The 18,965-nt window shown below is 52.5% G+C and carries 20 protein-coding genes, 1 tRNA gene and 2 pseudogenes; 4 read left to right on the top strand and 19 right to left on the bottom strand.

Going from position 1 to position 18,965, the window contains the following annotated elements:
• Nucleotides 1-482 precede the first annotated feature (482 nt).
• The 15 genes and pseudogenes from P378_RS06020 to P378_RS21165 form a co-directional block, all read right to left on the bottom strand.
• Nucleotides 483-556 (bottom strand) — tRNA-Gly (locus P378_RS06020).
• A 213-nt stretch (nucleotides 557-769) separates the two neighbouring features.
• A complete protein-coding gene (locus P378_RS06015) occupies nucleotides 770-1,258 on the bottom strand; it encodes a metallophosphoesterase (RefSeq protein ID WP_099082622.1) in 489 nt (162 codons plus the stop codon).
• A gap of 3 nt (nucleotides 1,259-1,261) precedes the next feature.
• Nucleotides 1,262-1,867: an XTP/dITP diphosphatase gene (locus tag P378_RS06010; RefSeq protein ID WP_099082621.1), complete on the bottom strand. Its 606-nt coding sequence runs from the start codon at nucleotides 1,865-1,867 to the stop codon at nucleotides 1,262-1,264.
• 4 nt (nucleotides 1,868-1,871) lie between these two features.
• Nucleotides 1,872-2,618 (bottom strand): ribonuclease PH, encoded by a 747-nt coding sequence (gene rph / locus P378_RS06005; RefSeq protein ID WP_099082620.1) that lies wholly within the window; start codon nucleotides 2,616-2,618, stop codon nucleotides 1,872-1,874.
• Nucleotides 2,619-2,635: 17 nt separating this feature from the next.
• Nucleotides 2,636-3,602: pseudogene (locus P378_RS06000) on the bottom strand (alanine-tRNA synthetase second additional domain-containing protein).
• Nucleotides 3,603-3,618: 16 nt separating this feature from the next.
• Complete coding sequence (locus P378_RS05995) at nucleotides 3,619-4,365, bottom strand: MBL fold metallo-hydrolase (protein WP_099082619.1); 747 nt, start codon at nucleotides 4,363-4,365, stop codon at nucleotides 3,619-3,621.
• A gap of 24 nt (nucleotides 4,366-4,389) precedes the next feature.
• Nucleotides 4,390-5,139, bottom strand: coding sequence for an acyl-CoA dehydratase activase (locus P378_RS05990; protein WP_099082618.1), 750 nt, complete (start codon nucleotides 5,137-5,139; stop codon nucleotides 4,390-4,392).
• 5 nt (nucleotides 5,140-5,144) lie between these two features.
• Nucleotides 5,145-6,122, bottom strand: a complete 978-nt coding sequence (locus P378_RS05985; protein ID WP_099082617.1) for a 2-hydroxyacyl-CoA dehydratase family protein — start codon at nucleotides 6,120-6,122, stop codon at nucleotides 5,145-5,147.
• 83 nt (nucleotides 6,123-6,205) lie between these two features.
• Nucleotides 6,206-7,374 (bottom strand): annotated as a pseudogene (locus P378_RS05980) (methylaspartate ammonia-lyase); the annotation flags it as partial.
• Between the two features lie 27 nt (nucleotides 7,375-7,401).
• Entirely contained in the window at nucleotides 7,402-8,853 is a 1,452-nt protein-coding gene (locus P378_RS05975; protein WP_099082616.1) for a methylaspartate mutase subunit E, read from the bottom strand.
• A gap of 151 nt (nucleotides 8,854-9,004) precedes the next feature.
• Nucleotides 9,005-10,393, bottom strand: coding sequence for a methylaspartate mutase accessory protein GlmL (gene glmL / locus P378_RS05970; protein WP_099082615.1), 1,389 nt, complete (start codon nucleotides 10,391-10,393; stop codon nucleotides 9,005-9,007).
• Between the two features lie 12 nt (nucleotides 10,394-10,405).
• Nucleotides 10,406-10,840, bottom strand: a complete 435-nt coding sequence (gene glmS, locus P378_RS05965; protein WP_099082614.1) for a methylaspartate mutase subunit S — start codon at nucleotides 10,838-10,840, stop codon at nucleotides 10,406-10,408.
• A 186-nt stretch (nucleotides 10,841-11,026) separates the two neighbouring features.
• Complete coding sequence (locus tag P378_RS05960) at nucleotides 11,027-12,382, bottom strand: N-acetylmuramoyl-L-alanine amidase (protein WP_238472943.1); 1,356 nt, start codon at nucleotides 12,380-12,382, stop codon at nucleotides 11,027-11,029.
• Nucleotides 12,383-12,387: 5 nt separating this feature from the next.
• Nucleotides 12,388-12,873 carry an SH3 domain-containing protein gene (locus tag P378_RS21170; protein WP_238472942.1) on the bottom strand — a complete coding sequence of 162 codons (486 nt, stop codon included), beginning with the start codon at nucleotides 12,871-12,873 and terminating at the stop codon, nucleotides 12,388-12,390.
• Entirely contained in the window at nucleotides 12,870-13,055 is a 186-nt protein-coding gene (locus P378_RS21165; protein ID WP_099082613.1) for a hypothetical protein, read from the bottom strand. Before P378_RS21165 ends, P378_RS21170 begins: the two co-directional genes overlap by 4 nt.
• 274 nt (nucleotides 13,056-13,329) lie before the next feature.
• Here P378_RS21165 and P378_RS05950 point away from each other — a divergent pair, with 274 nt between their 5' ends.
• Both P378_RS05950 and P378_RS21160 read left to right on the top strand, forming a co-directional pair.
• Nucleotides 13,330-14,049: a L,D-transpeptidase family protein gene (locus tag P378_RS05950; RefSeq protein WP_274378649.1), complete on the top strand. Its 720-nt coding sequence runs from the start codon at nucleotides 13,330-13,332 to the stop codon at nucleotides 14,047-14,049.
• A complete protein-coding gene (locus P378_RS21160; RefSeq protein ID WP_274378648.1) occupies nucleotides 13,986-14,285 on the top strand; it encodes a peptidoglycan-binding domain-containing protein in 300 nt (99 codons plus the stop codon). The genes P378_RS05950 and P378_RS21160 overlap by 64 nt, the downstream gene beginning before the upstream one ends.
• 46 nt (nucleotides 14,286-14,331) lie before the next feature.
• Here the strand turns inward: P378_RS21160 and P378_RS05945 are convergent, their stop codons facing one another.
• From P378_RS05945 to P378_RS05935, 3 genes are all read right to left on the bottom strand, one after another.
• Nucleotides 14,332-15,288, bottom strand: a complete 957-nt coding sequence (locus P378_RS05945) for a quinate 5-dehydrogenase (RefSeq protein ID WP_099082612.1) — start codon at nucleotides 15,286-15,288, stop codon at nucleotides 14,332-14,334.
• Nucleotides 15,289-15,409: 121 nt separating this feature from the next.
• Nucleotides 15,410-15,607, bottom strand: coding sequence for a hypothetical protein (locus P378_RS05940; RefSeq protein ID WP_238472941.1), 198 nt, complete (start codon nucleotides 15,605-15,607; stop codon nucleotides 15,410-15,412).
• Between the two features lie 23 nt (nucleotides 15,608-15,630).
• Complete coding sequence (locus P378_RS05935; protein WP_099082610.1) at nucleotides 15,631-16,023, bottom strand: hypothetical protein; 393 nt, start codon at nucleotides 16,021-16,023, stop codon at nucleotides 15,631-15,633.
• Nucleotides 16,024-16,226: 203 nt separating this feature from the next.
• Here P378_RS05935 and P378_RS05930 point away from each other — a divergent pair, with 203 nt between their 5' ends.
• Together P378_RS05930 and P378_RS05925 are read left to right on the top strand one after the other, a co-directional pair.
• The gene (locus tag P378_RS05930; RefSeq protein WP_099082609.1) at nucleotides 16,227-17,588 is read left to right on the top strand and encodes an S-layer homology domain-containing protein; all 1,362 of its coding nucleotides are present in this window, start codon (nucleotides 16,227-16,229) and stop codon (nucleotides 17,586-17,588) included.
• A 142-nt stretch (nucleotides 17,589-17,730) separates the two neighbouring features.
• Nucleotides 17,731-18,072, top strand: a complete 342-nt coding sequence (locus P378_RS05925) for a hypothetical protein (RefSeq protein ID WP_099082608.1) — start codon at nucleotides 17,731-17,733, stop codon at nucleotides 18,070-18,072.
• A 91-nt stretch (nucleotides 18,073-18,163) separates the two neighbouring features.
• Here P378_RS05925 and P378_RS05920 read toward each other — a convergent pair whose 3' ends face one another.
• A complete protein-coding gene (locus P378_RS05920) occupies nucleotides 18,164-18,874 on the bottom strand; it encodes a CAP domain-containing protein (protein WP_099082607.1) in 711 nt (236 codons plus the stop codon).
• Nucleotides 18,875-18,965: the final 91 nt, after the last annotated feature.

The following is an 18,965-nucleotide window of genomic DNA, read 5'->3' as shown; positions in this document are numbered from 1 at the left end:
TTAAATTCCCTGGCGGCCGCAAGCCCATGACTGGAACGGGTGCGTGAAATATCGGTACATTAGTGGTGGAAGGAAAAGTTATCAACATTTATGGTCAACTTTCTTTTGCAGTAGTATTGCATGGGAAAAATTTACTTAATTACCAGTTAATAAATGGTTTTAATGGTAATATTTTTCTTATAAAATACACAAAGGAGGGAGAAAAACCACCTTAAACAAGTTCAAAAAAATGTCTTGACATCTTTAGCCACCATAATATTGCCCACCTCCCGGTAAAACCTGATTATCAATCTCTGCATGAGACTAGTATAGAAAATTATTTCTACAGATTTATTAAGTTTCCTCGCGCAAATTTAATAATGGGGAGAATCATCTCATCTAAGGGGATAAATAAACATAAGCCACTTTATGAATAATAAACGCAGTAACCAAGCCTTGGCTACTGCGTTATTATTTGTAGTATGGTATTCCATATAAATAAATGGAGCGGGTGATGGGAATCGAACCCACGTACCCGGCTTGGAAGGCCGGTGCTCTACCATTGAGCTACACCCGCAAAATTTCTATCATTTGTTGTCTTTACGGAACAGATATTATTATATCAAATTACTTACGTTTGTCAACAAAACTGAATAAAATTTTAAACGGTAATTGTTGCCTCTTATCGCCCTGTATATTTTCTTTCCTAAACATCATACTTTCCGAAAAAAGAAAAATGCACTTTCAATGTGCATTTTCCCTAAGACTATGTCATATGATAAGAGGTATTTTATGGGTAGAAATAATCAATATAAATGATTTCCACTTCGATGTCTTCCCCGTGTATTTCGATCAAGCCAACGGAAGGTCTGTCCTTGCCTCTTGGATGTTCCGGACTGCCGGGGTTTAAAAGAATAATGTCATCAACTATCCGAAAATCCGCAACATGAGTATGGCCGTAGATGGCCACTTTGGCCCCCAGTTCTTTGGCCCGTGCCAGGACGGTGTTGGCATCTCCCTTCACCCCGTGACGGTGGCCGTGGGTCATGTAGATTTTATGACCCGCCACCTCCAGCAGTTCTTCCAGGGGACCGTCGCCGGGAAAGTCACAGTTCCCCATGACACCCCGGGCGGGAATTTCCAGGGTGTAGGCCAGGTCATCACAATCCCGGTAGTGGTCGCCCGCATGCAGGATTAAGTCTACCTCTCCCAATTGCTCCAGTACATGATAAATGGCACCCAGCCGCCCGTGGGTATCAGAAACAACCAAAATTCGCAAGACTTAACCCTCCCGGTTAACGTAAAGGCGGTTCAAGATCTCCACAGCCTTTCGCAGGGCTTTGCCCCGGTGGCTGATGGAGTTTTTCTGTTTTAAATCTATTTCAGCAAAGGTTTGTTTATACGTTGGTACGTAAAACAATGGGTCGTAACCGAACCCACCCTCGCCCTTCAACTCTCTCAAAATAATGCCTTCGCAGGCGCCCTCCGCAGTGTGGACCCTGCCGTGGGGCTCCGCAATGGCAATGACACAGCGGAACCGGCCGGTGCGCTTTTCATCCGGCACATCCTCCAGCAGTTTGAGCAGTTTCCGGTTGTTGGCAGCATCATCCTTGAGCTCCCCGGCAAAGCGGGCCGAGTGAACTCCCGGGGCGCCGTTTAATGCGTCCGCCTCCAGACCCGAATCGTCTGCCAGGGACAACTCCCCGGTAAATTCGGCTGCCGCCACCGCCTTCTTGATGGCATTGTCCGCAAAGGTTTCCCCGTCTTCCTCCACTTCCTGAAAACCGGGGTATTCACCGATGGGAACCACCTGCAGGCCCAGGGGGTTTAACATTTCGGCCAGTTCTTTGACTTTGCCCTTGTTGTTGGTGGCTAAAACTAATTTCAACGGTTCACACCTGCCCCATCCCGGCGGATATTCTCTCGCCCAGCACCTGCCGCTGGACTTTGTTTAACTCCTGAATACCCGCTGTGGCCAGGTCCAGTAACCGGTTCATCTCATCCCTGGAAAAAGTGGCTTCTTCCCCGGTTCCCTGAACTTCCACAAAGCGCCCGGTACCGGTCATCACCACGTTCATGTCCACTTCTGCAGCAGAGTCTTCAGCGTAACACAAATCTATTACCGGTGTACCTCTGACGATCCCCACACTGGTGGCAGCGATAAAGTCATGTACCGGTATTTTCTCTAGCATACCCTGTTCTACCAGTTTATTCAAGGCTAAAATCATGGCTACGTAAGCCCCGGTAATGGAGGCCGTTCTGGTGCCACCGTCCGCCTGAATCACATCACAGTCCAGGGTGACCGTGCGTTCCCCCAGGGCTTCCAAATTCACCACCGAGCGGAGGGCCCGGCCAATAAGCCGCTGGATTTCCATGGTCCTGCCCCCCAGTTTACCCTTGGCAGATTCCCGCACGGTCCGGGTGCCGGTGGCCCGGGGAATCATGGCATATTCGGCGGTGACCCAGCCTTTGCCCAATCCCTTTAAAAAGGGCGGTACCCTCTCCTCCACTGTGGCGGTGCAGATCACCCGGGTATCTCCCACCTCGATGAGAACCGAACCTTCGGCGTACTTGTTGTAATTGGGTGTCATAAAGACCGGGCGTATTTGACCCGGTTTTCTTCCATCAACTCTTTCCATAGAAAGGGACAGCCTCCTTATGTGATCTCTTTAGAACGCCGGCGGGCCCGGCGAATCAGCTGGAATTGGTCCGGCGGTTCGGCCGGGCTCTCGCCCTCAATCACCGGTCCCACCAGGCCAACCAGCACGTAAAGTTCCTGAATGGGATCCCACATAAATTCCTTTACCAATCGAAAGTTGGTGACCTCACTGGTCCTTTTTACATGCAAACGGGGACCTGTGCAGGAAAAGGAACCCTCGCCAACCTTAATATGTGTTTCATCCTGGTAGTAAATACAGAGATCTTTATCAATAATCTCCTGAACCCTTTTTTCCAAAGCATCCAGATCAATGTTGGGCTTTTCGTCAAATTCCAACACAAACCCGTGCTTAATATCGCTGTGCACCTTGGGCTTTTTAATTCCCAGCTCATATTCCAGCAGCATGCCGGTAATGTCTTCGGCAGTATGGGCCATCTTGCGGTAGATCAGGGACTCATAGACAATGTCAGCAATTTCCTGGGGTTTTGGTCCAAAAATATTGGGGCGTGTTACGATCACCTCTTCCCCGATGCCGATGAGAATCTGCGCATTCATATGCAGCATAGGATAGAGCAGGTCAAAATGTTCCACAATGACCCGTCGGTCATGTTTAACTGCCTCCCGCACCGCTTCTACGATGGTCCACGGTTGCTGAAGGCCATTTCAAACCGCATATCCAGGTGATAGGTACGGCTGCGGAAGTGTTTTCGTTCAAAATCATCCAGCAGCGGCAGTGGCCGCACATTGATGCCGTCATCGTCGTTGGTAAGCTCCAGTCCGGGAAACATGCCCCGGATTAGCAGGGATTTCCCTGCCCCGGCATCTCCACAAAGCCGATCAAGTGGTCTTCGGGGCTAAGGTAGCGGTAGGCCAGGCTGCCCCCCAGGGCCAGCAAACGGTAGCGACCTCTGGGAGCAAAGTAGACCGCGTGCATCAAATATTCATGAAGAATCGAAACAGGCAAATTGAACTCTCCCCTTCTAAAACTCTACAGTGGCGCCTTCCCTGGCCAATTCCGTCCCCCGGCTAAAGCCTTCCTCCGCCTGTTTTTGCAGCTCGGAGAGAACATACTCGGGGTAGAAATGGGTGATCATCAACCTTTTCACCCCTGCGGCTTTTGCCAGTTGCCCGGCCTGCCGGGCGGTCAGATGATTCTCCTGCAGGTATTCCATATCCTGCTCCAGACCACTGGCCTCACACAGGAATAAATCTGCGCCGGCGGCCAGCTTGATTAGTTCCTCCTGGTAGGCGGTGTCGCCGGAATAAACAAACCGCTTGCTACCCTCTATGGATATACTATAGGCGGGTAAATTATGTTTACCGGGAGTAAATTTCACCTTGAAGCCCGCAATGAAAGCTTCTTTGGACTCCGGCATCCCGTCAATGACCTGGATGGTAAAGGCTTTGGTAAATTCAATAATTCGGTTGAAATCCTCTGCCGGGCCGGTGGGCAGATATAAGGGCACCCGTTTGTCCATGCGTCCTTCCCGGTTGGCCGCTTCGATGGCATGACGTAAAGAATAGATGTCCATTAAATGATCCGGATGCAGGTGACTCAACAGCACCCCGTCCAGGTCCTGAATATCGATGTGCTGCAGCAGGCGGCTCAATACCCCGTTGCCTGTATCAATGAGCAAGTTGCGGCCGTTCTCCTGTAGTAAATAACCGGAACAGGCCCCGCTCACCCTGGGGTAAGGGGCCCAGCAGCCGAGAATAGTAAGTTTCATTTGGTGCACCTCCGGTGGAGTTTGTTAGATGTAGGCGCAGCAGCCGATGGCCCCGTTGTACTGGGGGTGGGTGGGCACTACCACAGGAACTTTCATCTCATTTTCTATTATTTTAACCAGCGCCTGGTTGTGGGCAACCCCGCCGGTGAAAATAACGGTGTCCGAAAGGAGTTGTGTTAGCATAGGTTTGATGCGTTTGAAGATGGTATAATTCACCCCGGCTGCCAGGGAGGAAAGGGAATGCCCCTCCACCACCTTCCCGATCAACTCCGTCTCCCCAAAGATGGCACAGGTGGAGTTTAAGTCCACCGGGTCCTCATGGTGATTTGAAAGTTCTTCCATATCAATATCCAGCACCGCAGCCATGTTTTCCAAGTAACGGCCAGTGCTGGCGGCACATTTGTCATTGGTCTGAAAATCAACCATTTTGCCCCGGGCAACCAGAACTACTTTGCTGTCCTGTCCTCCCAGGTCCAGCAGGGTAAAATCCTGCAGGCCGGTCTGGTGAACGGCTCCCAGCACGTGGGCCTTGATTTCGGGAATGATTTCCGCACCCTTCAGGTTAATGGTCTGCCGGCCGTAGCCGGTGGCCACCACCTTTTCCGGGGTGCCCAGGCCCAGGGCGGCAAAATCCACCTGCAGCTGCCCGTCCACGCTCCTGCCGTGTTCCCGGTAAAAGGAAACGGTGTCAAACCTACGCAAGGTTAGGGCGCCGTCCTCCGCCATCAGGGCCACCTTAACATTCCGGCTACCCAAATCGATACCGCATAGCAAAGTCATCACCTCAACATATCCAGGAAGGCATCCAGCCGCATGCGGGTACGGGCGTCCAATTTGCTGGGTTTATCCCCTTCCAGGGTCAGGATGGGGTATTTGAGTTTCTTCCGTACGATTAAATCCTCGATCTGCCGGTAGCAGAAACTCTGAGCATAGTGGATCACCCCGTCCACCTGACGCCGCTCCAGTTCCCGGCTGATATCTTCCAGGCGGTAAAAGATGCCGTAGGGATAACTGTAGGCCCTGTATTGTTCCACAATGTCTTGTATTGCAAAGGGCATGGTAAACTGCCGCTGCACTTCGTTAAAGACAACCCGGGCGTCCCGCTCTTCCAGGTAGTCATAGAGATCGTCCACAATGGGAGGAACGCCGATGTAGGCCAGCCTAAGCTTTGCTTTAATGGGTTCTTTGTAGGGTAGTTCCCCCAGGTAAGCATCCGCTCTTTTAGCGAACTGTTCCGGGTCCCCGTCAAAGTCGCTGCAGCTGACCTGAAAGAGGTGATTGTCCCAACCGCTGACCTTGTCCCCCTGCCAGGTCAGCCGGTCAATCTCATGGACCTTGCGCCGGACTTGGTCCAGCCTTTCTTTGGTCCGGCAGACCTCCTGCCAGGTGGTACCCAGGGCCTCAACCAGTTTTTCCATCTGGAGTTTCAGCAAATCATAATCCCGGTCGAAGGGAAAGGCAAAGGGAATGACTTTAACCCCTGCCATCTCCAGGGTCTCCATCAGGGCATGGGTATTGCTGCAATCGCCCTGGGTCACTGCCACAATGGTCCGGATGTCTTCGTTCCGCAGGGTGGTGGCATAAATGCCCTTAATCCAGGCACAGAGGTTACGGGGATAGCCGGCCACTTCCGCCTCTTCCACCAGACCCTGGGGGTTTTCATGGGTAATAAAAATATTATTCAAATCCACCGGTATCATGCCGGCAGCATAAATTGCCTCCACCGGGACGGTGGTGGTCATTCCTACCTTCTGCATGCTTTAAAAAATACCCCCTTGGCCCGCAACAACGCTAGGGTACGGCTCATTTCATTATAGGTTATCATCAGGCCCTCGTCCACGCCCATACCCGGTTTGGCCAGGATTTGATCCGGCTGGGTGGCAATGCCGATATGGACGCAAACCCGGGAGGAACGGTCGGTTTCGTTGCAGGTTCCCCCAGGTAAGCTCCGGTGCCCCGTTCTTTGGCATACAGCACTGCTTCGATGGTATTGTTAATACCGCCTAAATCGGGGGTTTTGATTTGCACCATGTGACCGGCCCGGGCATCCACAAATTCCCGAATATCTTCTAAAGTGTTGCACCACTCGTCGGCCACAATCTCCACCACGCTGCCCCTGCTTTCCAGGAGCCGGCGCAGTTCCGCCAAGGCATCAATTTGCGCCGGTTTGCTGCCCCGGTCCATGGGACCTTCAATGCGGATTTTCAAAGGGGCGGCAGCCAATTCCAGCCGGGTCAGGTAATCTGCCATGCGGTCCGGGTTTTCGTCAAAGGCCTGCCCGATGGTGCCGTAAACGTCAATATGTAAAATAGGACGGTAGTCTTCGCCGCCCAGCCTGCGGGCCCGGTCCCTGAGCCAGGACACATAGTCCAGCAGCTTTTCCCCGTGGCGTCCCAGTTTTTCCCGTACGTTATTAATCAGCCCATGGGGCAGCACATCCGCCCGTTTTATGATAATTTTATCGGCGTTGGTATAGCGCTCATCGCCGGTCTGGCAGAAAATGGGCACCCGTTTGTCGGTCAACCTGCAGTTGTACTCTCTGGCCACCACCTCTGCCATGGTGCACCTGGCCTCCCTGGCGGCCGCATCCAGCAGCGCCTGGGTAACGCCGTAGCGGATGGCTGTGTGCAAGGGATTTCCCCCAGCATCGGCCAGATGATCAAATTCTTCTGCCAATTCCCGGAAGCCGGTGACTTCCCGGCCCACCAGCCTCGGCAGCAGGTCCCTTTCCAGAACCGGCATAAAATCCGCGGCTAAAAACAGGGGGTCCCGTCCGCCGGCGCCGGAATACTGCACAGCGGCACAGTCTCCGTAAGCGAACGAGCCGTCCTCCAGCAGGAGCATGACGGAAATGGCTTCACCGCGCTGGCGAACGGCAGAAAAACCCGGGGTGGCAGGCTCGCCCAGGTAGGCAAACCCGTCCTGCTCCCGACCCTTTTTTATGGCTTTCTGGTCATCAAAATAAAAGCCGGTCAGTCCCGGCGAAACAACAGCACCCGTAATTTTCATGTTTGGCCTCCGTTTTCACTTCTTAAATTAGCGGGGCTTTCCTACCAGCATGCCCTTACCGATGGCATAAATATCGTCAATCACCATCTGGAAACTGGGGTCCCTGCCTTCGGCTTTGCCCCTTTGCGCTATTTTTTCCCGGTGGACTTCCTTTATTTCTTCCCCGAAGGGTAAATTACCAAAATCCAATAAGCGCACCGCACCCTGGTAATCCCGGGCCGGCAGGAGGCGTCCCGCATTGTAGCGGCTGGGGGCAAAGGGTACATCGATAATCCCGGCCTGGAAGCCCCGGACGGTTCCCAGGGCAATGTCTCCTTCCCCGAATTCCAGCAGCCGTTCCAGGATGGCCCTGGTCTCTGCCTTGATTAAGCCTTTTTCACGCTGCAGTTCTGTAAATTCCACCAGGGGCTGGTCTTTCAGCATGTTTAATACCTGTTTGGTGGCCCGGATTCCCGCGGCATTGGCCTCCTTGGTGGGGATCCCCATGGCCTCATGGGGAGTCTTGACAATCACCTTGGTGGCTTTGGCCATGGCAGCGGTGGCCGCTCCCCAGCTGATAACACCAAAGGCCTTACTTTCATCCTGGGGGAAACCTCCCATCCACTGGTGAAAAACGGTGGTGACGACAACATCTTGATAGCCAAAGCGTGACAGGTATTCGTCCGCCAGTTCCTCCAGGGAACGTACCGCAGCCACGTCCTGCGTCAGGTTGCCGCACTGGCCGTAACCCAGGGTCAGGCTCTTAACGCCCTGTTCTGCCGCCAGCAGGGCCTCGATAATGGCAATGCTGTGAGAGATGCAGGGTGGCACCAGGGTGCCGGTCAGGGGACCGAAGGGTTCCCGGTTAACGGAGATGCCCTGTTCTTCGTAATAGCCCACCAGCCGGTCGGCATACTGCCAGTCCCGGATGGAACGCTCCAGGGGCACGTCCTTGGCATAGGGAATGTTGTAGGAAATGCCACCTCCTTCATAGGCGGTAAAACCGCCGGCCAGGGAAATTTCCGTGAGCAGCCGGGCATCCGGTGTGCCGTGACGGACCTGCACTGGAACTTTCACCGATTCCACCACCTCCCGGCAGGCGGCAACGCCGTGGTTGACGGCAGGAAAACCGTTCAGCATGGACCGTCCCACCGACCGGCTTTCTTCAATGCCCGCCTGGGCTTCATTGTAGCGGTTCTGCCGGGTGTAGCTGTCGATGGTGGTGGGCAGCAGGTCGGCGCCTCCCTCCTCTACCAGGTAACGCAGCAGCTCAATGTGTTCATGCACCAGAGCAACGCCCGCCCTGGGCTGGGCCAGGGTAATTCCTTCTCTTTTGGCCTGTTCCAGTTTTTCGGCAAAACGACGGCTGGCGGGTATCCCAGACTGATAGGCAATGGCCTCCTCCAGGTTTACTTCCTGTCCCGTGGGCCAACTGTTCAAGACTTCCTGGCGGATTTGCAGGAACTGGTCCCAGTCGAGTTTTTTATTGGTCAGCTGCAAGTGCTTTTCACTCCTTTTTGGCCATTGGCCTTTGGCTGTTGGCTTGTTGGTTCTTGTGATGGGAATTTAAATTAATAGGCATTCGCTCGCTTATTATTCTTCACTATTGAATAACAGATAAAAAGGCTAATGACTAATGGCTAACGGCCAATTATATTTCCACCATATATTTTTTCGCCAACTTCAGTGCCGCGGTTGGCTTTACCTCCGCCAGCAGTCCCACAGCGGCCAGAATATAATCCTTATCCAGCATCATCCTTGGTTTTTGGGGCCGCAGCACGGTGGGCTGTTCTTGCTTGTAAAGGGCCCCCTGTAATATTTCACCGGGGTTGGGATGGTTCACAATCACCCCGCCGGTACCGACCAGGTAGGGCACCTGGGTTAAGTCCTTGCCATGTTGGATGTACATGGCGCCCATGGGTGTCCAGGCGGTTTCCAATGTGCCGGCGTGCCGCTCCATCGCCAGATCCGTGGCCACCCGGGCCATGGCGGTATCGATTTTCCACTGGTTTTCACCGGCCGGCAGAAGTTCCACGTTGCCATGCACCGCATGAACATAGGAAACTACCTCTTCTTCCGGCAGTCCGGACAACGCAGCCAGTTTCCGGGCCCCCACTGTATCCAGCAGGGACAAGGCGCTGACCCGCATGCCCAGGTCTCCTTCCACCGTGCGCTTGGCAAAGGGTTCCGGCAGACCCTTGTAAGTGACCCCGGACCGGGTGGGGTGTCCTTCGGCCAGGGAATGAACATCGGTGGTGGCGCCGCCGATGTCGACAATGACCAAGTCGCCCCAGCCAGTCTCCTCCCCGGTGCCTGTGGCCAACAGTTTGGCCGCATTCAGCACCGCCGCCGGGGTGGGCATTAAAATTCCCTGAATATATCTTTCCGCCCGCCGCAGGCCCTTGACCTCCACGATTTTTTCCAGGAAGGTGGCGCGAATGGTTTCCCGGGCGGGTTCCACGTTTAACTTGTTTAATTCCGGCAGCACATTGGCGGTCACCCGCACGTCCTTGCCGGCTTGCACCAGGATATCCCGGACCTCCTCCGCAGCGGACTTGTTGCCTGCCACAATAATGGTATTGCCGCACCGGGCGGCAGCCAGCATTCTGGCATTGTGCAGGATGGTGTCTTTGTTTCCCCCATCTGTTCCTCCCGCCAGCAGGATAATATCCGGACAGTTGGCGTCAATTTGCTCAATCTCCGCAGCGGTCAGCTGGTGGGCAAACACTCCCAGCACCCTGGCCCCTGCCCCCAGGGCGGCCTGCCGGGCCGCCTCCACCGTGAGTTCCTTGACCAGCCCGATGGCCACCATGCGCAGTCCTCCGGCAGCGCTGCTGCAGGCCAGGCGGTGTTGAAACTCGGGCAGCACACCGCCAAAACGAGGTTTAATCCCCTCCAGGGCCTGCTCCAGGCCCTCCAGTATGTTGGTATCCACAGTGGTAAGCCCTTTGGCTGTGGCGATGACCTCGACCGCCTCCACATCCAACGCCGTGACCTTGGTATAGGTGCTGCCAAAGTCGATTAACAGGGCCAGTTCCATGCCGGTCCCCCCTTAGCATCTCTGGGTAAAACCAAAATCCCTCAACAAGTCATCAATGGCATCCTGGGGCATGGTTCCCGGGGGATACGCCCTGTCAAAGCCCATACCGATAAACTTCTTCTCCACTTCGCCCCAGTCTTGTTTTCCTACCACCAGGTTACCGCCCACATACATTCGGATACTGCCAATGCCTGCCTCCACCGCCTTTTCCCTCAGGCCCCGGCAGTCAATTTCCCCGTGACCGTAAAGAGAAGACACCAAAATGGCGTCGGCATTGGTTTCCACCGCGGCGGCGATGAATTCCTCCTGGGACGCCATAACGCCGATGTTAACCACCTTGAATCCTGCTTCAGTGAGAGCATATTCCAGAATGCGGTTTCCCACCGCATGAACGTCCGCCCCGATAACGCCTAATACTAAGGTTAGTTGCTTTTTCTCTTCTACCAAACGGCAGACCTCCTATGTAGAAACTTAACTTAGACAAAGGATTTTCTCTAGTTTCTCCTATTTTGTAAATTGTTCCTCCTTTTAAGCTGGAACTTCTTCAACTTTTTTATACCCTTGCCACAAGGGAAACATATCCGCATGGATAAAAACAGACCCGGTGAGGTTCGACTCACCGGGCCTGTTTCACTATTGTCCGCTAAAGTAGGCACTGATGCCTCTGGCAATGGCCTCGGCGGCCCTTTGCCGGAAGTCTTCCGCACCAAGCAACGCTTCTTCCTCGGCATTGGATACAAAGGCGGTTTCAATTAGAATACTGGGCATGATACTGGTACGCAGTACCGCAAAGTTGGCCTGCAATACGCCGATATCCCGGCGTCCCAGAGCTCCCACCAGCTCCCTTTGCACATCCTCGGCCAGCCGCCTGCGGTCATCCCTTTGCTCATACAACGCCGGTATGGCAGGTGGCGCATAGTAGTAGGTAGAGGTGCCACCAATGGCAGTATTGGGGTTGGCATTGCTGTGAATGCTGACAAAAACATCGGCGCTTTGGTCGTTGGCCATGCGGGTCCGTTCGTAAAGGTCAATGAAGGTGTCGTCAGAACGGCTGAAGAAGACATTGGCACCCTGTTTTCGGAGGATTTCAGCCACCTTCAGGGTAATATCCAGGTTGACGTCCTTCTCTCTCAGACCGTTTTTACCCGAGGCCCCGTTGTCATAGCCGCCGTGCCCGGCATCCAGGAAGACGTTCTTGCCTGCCAGCCCGTCGCTGTACGAGATTTTACTGATCTCCAGGGTAAGGGCCTTTTTGTCCGACGACAGGCTGACCTTAACCCTGGCGGCCTGTTTTAAGTCCAACACCAGCCGTGAAATGTAGGGGTCCTTACTGAAACCCGTCCTCACCTGCTGCACAAGATTCGTACCGGCCGGGATGATTTCCGGGGTTTTGTCCAGGTAGACATCCCTTAAATTCACCACATAACGGAAGGGATTGGACAAGGTGAATGTGTTATATTCAATGTCATGGTCACTAACGATGTTTATGTAGGTACGATCGCTCTGCTCTGAAATCTGAACATCCACCAGTTTAGCTTCCGGAATGTACTCCTTGTCCGGTTCCCGGGTCGGTTCTTGACCGCTCCCCGGTTCAGGTTGAGGCCCCGGCAACCAGCTCTTATCATCCTGCGGCGGTTGGGGGGGCTCCGGTTGGTCCACGAAGGAAACCAGCCAACCTGCCACCCAGGCCGGGGAACCATTCTCCCGGCTCACCTGTACCCAGTCCCCGGACCGGCTGATGACCGGCAAGCGAACGCCTCTGCTGACCTGTCCGGCCACATTGTGCTGGGTTCCCGGGCCGCTTCTCAAGTTGATATTATCTGCATTTATCACAGCCACCTGGATACCAGGAACCGGCGCAGAATTGGCCGGAGGGGCGGCAGGTTTGGCGGGTGTATTTTGTACGGCTTGTACAGATACCAGCCAGTTTGCCACCCAGCCGGTGGTACTGCCTGATTGTACTTTAATCCAGTCCCCGCTCTGGGACAATACAGTCAGCCGATCCCCCTTTTTACTTGCCCGGCAATACCGTGCTGGGTGCCCGGACCGCTTCTTACGTTCAGGCTGTCCGCTGTCACCACCGCAACCTTGCCGCTGCCTGCGGCAGGGGGACTTGACGGTGTGTTAACCGGCGCTGCGGGGGCATTTTGTACCTTGACTAACCAGCTGGCAACCCAGCCGGTGGTACTGCCTGATTGTACTTTAATCCAGTCCCCGCTCTGGGATAATACAGCCAGCCGGTCCCCCTTTTTCACCTTCCCGGCGATCCCGTGCTGGGTGCCCGGACCGCTTCTTACGTTCAGGCTGTCCGCTGTCACCACAGCCACTTTACTCTGGGCGCCGGCAGCTCCCCTTGAGGGACTGGCAATTTCCTGAACCCCCACCAACCAGCCTGCCACCCAGGCGGTTTTCCCGCCAACCTGAACCTGGTACCAGTCCCCGCTCTTACCGATGACCGGCAACTTATCACCTTTATTCACTTGTCCTGCCAGTGCAGTATGGTCCCCGGGCCGCTTCTCAAATTAAGCTTGTCCGCATTCACCGTGGCCACCTGGGCCGCCTGGGCCGGGCCCGTACCTCCAAAGGGGTTAAAGATAAGGGTTAACCCCAGCCCCACCAGGGCGGCGTAGCGAAAAAAAAGGTTGCCAAATTTAAACGTCATATCCACCACCACTTTGCAAAATTACATACCTAGAAAAATTTCTACTTAATTGACGAAAAATTTCTTGTTTTTGTTGCAGTCTGAGCGGTAGAAACAGGAATAACTTCTAAAATTCAGATTTTATGTTTTTATTACGACAAATAAAATCTCTTTGGTATGGTAAATTGGTTTTTGTTGTAAAAAACTCGCATAAGAGGTTACGTAAAGGTAAATATTTTTATATGATGCTGATTTTTTCCGGCCGGCAGACAACATTTTTATGGAGGGATTCTACTTGAGAGGACCCCTGAAAATTGTAACAGGTATCTTTCTTGCTATCTTGTTATTAAATCTTTTCGGCACCCCTTGTGCCGCACAGGAACAGGATACGGTTTTTAATTATTGTCCCTTCAATGAAGACATTGACCGCACGCTCATCCCTGCCAACCCTCCGGTGCAGGGGGAAGATGTAAAAAATCTGCAGGAGGAATTAAGGGCGATCCGTTACTATGACGGTTCCATCAGCGGTTTTTACGGTCCCCTCACACAAAAGGCGGTAAGACAGTTTCAGCGGGATCATGATTTAAAGGACGATGCGGTGGTAAACTGGGAAACCTGGCATGCCCTGGCCCTCAGTATTGAAAAACCTGTGGCCAAAACGGAGAAGATCCCGCCGCCCTCGGGAGAGATTGCCATTATCGTTGACACAACCAAGCGAAAACTGACGGTGATGGCCAACGGCAAACCCTACAAACAATTTAATATCGCCTGTGGCAAACCCTCTACCCCCTCCCCTGTGGGAACCTGGCAGGTGGTCCACAAGGCAACCAACTGGGGCACAGGTTTCGGTACCCGGTGGCTGGGACTGAATGTCCCCTGGGGCAAATACGGTATTCATGGCACCAATAAACCTTTTCCATCGGCAGTTACGCCAGTCATGGCTGCATTCGCATGCACAATTCCAGTGTGGAGCAGCTTTATCCCTGGATTCCCGGGGGAACTCCCGTGTATGTGATCGGCAGCCCCTTCGGAGTGCCCGGGCAGGGTCACAAAAAGCTGGTACGGGGGGACAGGGGATCGGATGTCTTTGAAGTGCAGCGCACCTTAAAAAGGCTGGGATATTATGAAGGAAAGGTGGACGGCATCTTTGGCTACGGTCTGGAAGCTGCCATTAAAAAATTCCGTAAAGCCAACGGTCTGCCCATGGATAACTGCGTGGACAGCAAGATGTATCAAACCCTGGGACTGTAAACCAAAACCCGGTGCGGGAACTTGACCCGCACCGGGTTTTTTATGCTTAACCCAATTTGCCTGCCGTTGCCGGCTCCAGCACCAGGGCTTCTCTGTGAAATTTTATGATCTTGGGCTGCCAGTTTAATTGCTTGAGCAGGTTGGTATAATCCTCTACCGTGGCTTCCTCCCAAGATTTGTTCAGCAGGGCGAGGAAAACCGCCTCCATCACATTGGTGCCGAAGGTGCGCCCCTGAAATTCCGGGGTGGTGGTAATCAGCATACCGGCACCTCGCTCCATCAGTTCCTCCACATCCTCCCGGGTGGTGGTATTGGTTAAAAATAACTGGCCGTTCAATTTTTCGGGCAGGTATTTCCGGATTAAATGGTAGTCCCCCGCCACAACTTCCGCCTTCAGGTAATACCTGGCAAACCTGTTGGAACCGGTACGGGGATGTTTGTCCTGCTGTTGGCCGGTGGGATAAATAAATTGAAAAGGCAGCCTGGAAACAACCGGCATCAGTTTGGCGGCAATGCTCTGGAGCTTGTCCAGTCGGCGGATAGGAATGGGGATGCCAAGGGCAAACACCAGATCTCCCAGGGTGAGACGGCAACCCGCCTTCTCCAGGGCCTCGGCCATGCCAAAGCGGTCCATGGCGCTGACCATCAACACCCTGGCATCTTTTTTAATCAGCCCCTGTTGGACCAGGTATTCTACTGCCTGCCTTTCCAGGGTGTTTTTTAAACCGCTGCCGTCAACCACCGGCGTCTTTTTCACCGTTTCCAGTAAACGGAGGCCGTCCTGCAATACATAACGAGTGTTGCCGGCATACAAATAAACGTCAATGCCGCCCAACCCGATGGCATCCACGCTGCCGTCCAATTCTTTTAGAACGGAGATGGCCTTATGGATATCCCCGTCGGTTCCCAGGCGGCTGATTTCAAACTCCTCCCCCAGCAATTCCACCCGGACCGTATGGTTGCGCTTGGATGAACCCAGACTGACACTGACAACCTTTTTCACGCAAGTCCCTCCGGAATAAAGTCTTGCGGTCAGTATAACCAAAACCTGAAACTAACAAACAAAGGCTGCCTGGAATAAACAGGAAAAAGGGGTCAGACCCCCATAAGAAGAAAGACCGCATTTAGCGGTCTTTCCACTTGTATTTGCCCTTGGCCACCGTGATGTCATGTTCCTCCAACAGGTCCAGTGCCTCATCATAGCTGTCGATATACTTTGAGTTAAAGGCATCCACCTGCAAATCCGTGAAAGTGCTTCTGGGAAATCCCGTCCTGGGCGCAGTTACTTCTACAAGGTCCCTTACCTGATCCTTTTCCATCATGACACCTCCTTGGCTTGGCAGAGCTAGAGCGACCCGCCATGCTTCTCCAGCACCCGGGCAGCTTTGTCACCCATCTGATCGGTGGTTACCACCGTTACCAGAAAGGCTTTGCCCCCGGCCACCCCGTAATTGTCCGCAGCCATGGCGTAGTTGGATGGATCGGCAGACATTAAAATCCGGGTATCTGTATTCATGAGCCTGCTGGTATTGGCGGAAAACATGGTTAAACCGGTCAGGGTCTCGGCATTATTGATAGGATTGTTGAGTATTGCATTTGCGGTGGTGCCGTATCTGGATACTCTGTCCAGGGAAACCTCACTGATGCCCATGCTTTTCAGTTCTTGCACAGCGCCTTCCGCCCTGGTACTGGAAGGAAAATATGCCAGAAGGGAACGCATCCCCCGGGGTAGTGTCATAATAAGACCCCCTGTTTTTGGTTTTTTTTTATTATCCCCTATCCGGAAATGTTTAACGCTAATTTTTTATTCAAATTTAAAGTTTTTTCGTTACAATTCCGAAGACTGATACGTCTATATTATGGGGAAAAATATGGTTTTCCCGTCCTACAGCAGGTACGGTCACCCCTGTGGGAAATTTTCCTAAAGGAGGAATTTTAAAAGTGCTTAAACGTAGCTTAGTTCTAATATTTTCCCTCTTTTTCTTGTTGACCCTGTTTACTTCGTCAGTCTTTGCCGGAGAATTACAAACCACCTTACTGAATAAGCTTCAGCAGCCCGGCCAAAGTTTAACCCGGGCGGAGTTTGTATCCATGCTGGTGCAAGCTGCCGAACTGCCTGCACCCACCTGGCCGGTTTCTTTACCCCTGGATGTACCTGCCGGTGCCTGGTACGCCAATGACATGAAAACAGCTCTGGTGGCCGGTGTAATCAGCCGTACACCAAAAAATACCATCAGCCCGGACCTGCCAGTTACCCAGGCCCAGGCGGCGGTTATGCTTTCCCGTGTCCTCGGCCTGCCCGGGGTTGAGTCTCCCGGCCCGCTGCCCAGCCCGGTGCCCAACAGTCACTGGGCCTTTGTACCCTTCACCTGGTTAGTTAAGGAAGGTATTGTGGATCCCACCGTTAAACCGGATGCTTTCCTGACCCCCGCCGAGGGAGCAGCGCTGCTGGACAAGGTCTTCGGCACAGCCAAAGAAGCCAAAGAAATTATGGAAAAAAGTCAGGCTACCCAGGCAGTGATTAAAACCATGCGCGGTACCGGCGATATGTCCATGAGCATGAAGGCCAACCCTGCAGTTCCCGTCCAGGGCCTACCTGCTTATATTGGTATGAAAGCCAAAGTAAATTATGAAATGAACCTGGATCAGGGCCTGCACCAGCAGTTTACCATGACCATGGCCGGTCTGCCCCAGACCATCCCCCCGATGGAAGTGGAACAGTACATGGTGGCCGAAGGCATGTTTATGAAAATTAAAGATCCCATGACATCCAAAGTCACATGGATCAAAATGCCGGAGGGTTCTGTCCCTAATTTTATGGAATTGATGAAGCAGCAGTCCAAATTCATGCAGCTTCCCAGGGAGTTTGATAAGTATTTCCACTACCGTCTGCTTGGGGAGAAAAAGGTAGGAGAAAAGACTTTCTTCGAGCTGTCCTTCTTTGGCAACATTCCCAACCTGGCCCAATTCATGAACATGGTGGGTGCCCAGTCAGGACTGAATCAGCAAATGATCAAAAGCTTTGAACAGTCCGGCAGCATGATTCGTGGCATCAACATGGTTGGCAAGATTCTTATTAATAAGGAAAATTTGTATGCTGAACAGTTGAATGCCACGGCCGTAATTGTTTTTGCCGATAAATTTGAGGGTAAGCCCTTCCCCCTGAAATCCCTTACTGCAAATTTTAATTTCTTATACAAGGACTACGGCACAAAAATTGATATTCAGCTGCCTGCTGAAGCAGCCAAGACGCAAGGGCTTCCCATGACACAACCCGGGACAACACCGGTTAAAACCAACTAGTGTACAGGTAGGATAAAGAGTGCCGGTTATTGTAAGATACCGGCACTCTTGCTATTTAAATAAAATTGTTTACCATACCGGTTTTATGGACTACCCAGGTAAAATATGGTAGACTGAATGCAAATGTATCGGAGGTGATTTTTTGAGCCACGAAATCAAACCCACTCCTTCACCGGAGCAATATATTTTAGTGGCGCTGATTGATATTTGCAGGGGGTTAAAAGTAAACCTGCCGTTGGAACTGGACAAAGAAGTGCAAAAGAATGTATTGCGGGATGTGCTCTCCTCCGCCATCAGTTTTGCGGAGAAACAGGAAAGTATGCAGATCATCAGTGACGAATTGTTTACCTGCGTCAGGGATGGTTGTACCCTGCAGGACCAAATGGAGCTCATTGAGAAACAAAGTCCCGACGTTATTAATGCCAAAACCCTGGCAGCGGCTTATCTATTAAAGCTTGTCAATAAAGAAAGGAATCTGCATTAGTACTATATACGCGCAGACGGTTTGAATCAACAAAACAACAGGCAAAACATAGTTAAAAGAGACACCCCGCAGGTGTCTCTTTAACTGTTAACTAGCCATTAAATTCTTGCACGTACATCTTTCCATAGGGACCGCCGCTTACTACGCCGATGCCCACCTTGGTGTATTTATCACTTAAGATGTTGGCCCGGTGACCCGAGGAATTCATCAGGTTGGTATGGGCGGTATTGACATCCGGAGCGCCCGCCAGGTTTTCCCCTGCATAGCGGTAGGTGATGCCGTTATTTTTCATCATATCGAAGGGTGAACCGTAGGTGGGAGATTGATGTGAAAAGTAGTTGTTATCAATCATGTCCTTCGCCTTGGCGCGGGCAATTTGGGTCAATTTGCTGTCCATACTCAGGGGTTTTAAACCTTTGGCAGCACGTTCTTTGTTGATGAGGTTCAGCATAGCCTGCTCGTCCGCCGAGCTTACACCGCCGGAAGGTTGACTGGTTCTGCCGGGATTGTAAGCGGGCTGGCTGGGTTTGCTGTAAGAAGGCTTCTGATGGTTATAGCCATAGGCTCTGTAATTTGTGGTGTTGGTCTTGTTGTAACCGTAGTTGTATTTTTGATATGTGGTGTTGGTGGATTTGTAACTGTTTAAATTATAGTATTTGTTACTATAATTGGTGTAGTTACTCTTGGTGTTGTCGTAGCTCACATAGGCTTCGGCGGACCCTGTACCCGGTGCAGCAAGGGCCAGCACAAAAGCAAAGGCGCCTAGAACCAGGCCTGAAAACAATTTTAATGCTGTTTTCATTGGAAGTTCTCCTTTCGCTTTTTTATTCCCACTAGTGCAGTGGACTAGCAATATAGTAACGTCTGTTAGGTCGCTATGACAACCAATCATA

The organism is Desulforamulus profundi, assembly GCF_002607855.1.
Note: the sequence above shows the minus strand (reverse complement) of the source record. Positions and strands in the feature narration are given on the sequence as shown.

Excerpts from the sequence above, each read along its gene's own strand:
- P378_RS21160 (WP_274378648.1), top strand. The coding sequence starts at position 13,986 with ATGCACAATTCCAGTGTGGAGCAGCTTTATCCCTGGATTCCCGGGGGA.
- P378_RS05935 (WP_099082610.1), bottom strand. The coding sequence starts at position 16,023 with ATGACACTACCCCGGGGGATGCGTTCCCTTCTGGCATATTTTCCTTCC.
- P378_RS05920 (WP_099082607.1), bottom strand. The coding sequence starts at position 18,874 with ATGAAAACAGCATTAAAATTGTTTTCAGGCCTGGTTCTAGGCGCCTTT.
- P378_RS05985 (WP_099082617.1), bottom strand. The coding sequence starts at position 6,122 with ATGCAGAAGGTAGGAATGACCACCACCGTCCCGGTGGAGGCAATTTAT.
- rph (WP_099082620.1), bottom strand. The coding sequence starts at position 2,618 with ATGGAAAGAGTTGATGGAAGAAAACCGGGTCAAATACGCCCGGTCTTT.
- P378_RS21165 (WP_099082613.1), bottom strand. The coding sequence starts at position 13,055 with ATGACGTTTAAATTTGGCAACCTTTTTTTTCGCTACGCCGCCCTGGTG.
- P378_RS05995 (WP_099082619.1), bottom strand. The coding sequence starts at position 4,365 with ATGAAACTTACTATTCTCGGCTGCTGGGCCCCTTACCCCAGGGTGAGC.
- P378_RS05940 (WP_238472941.1), bottom strand. The coding sequence starts at position 15,607 with ATGATGGAAAAGGATCAGGTAAGGGACCTTGTAGAAGTAACTGCGCCC.
- glmL (WP_099082615.1), bottom strand. The coding sequence starts at position 10,393 with ATGGAACTGGCCCTGTTAATCGACTTTGGCAGCACCTATACCAAGGTC.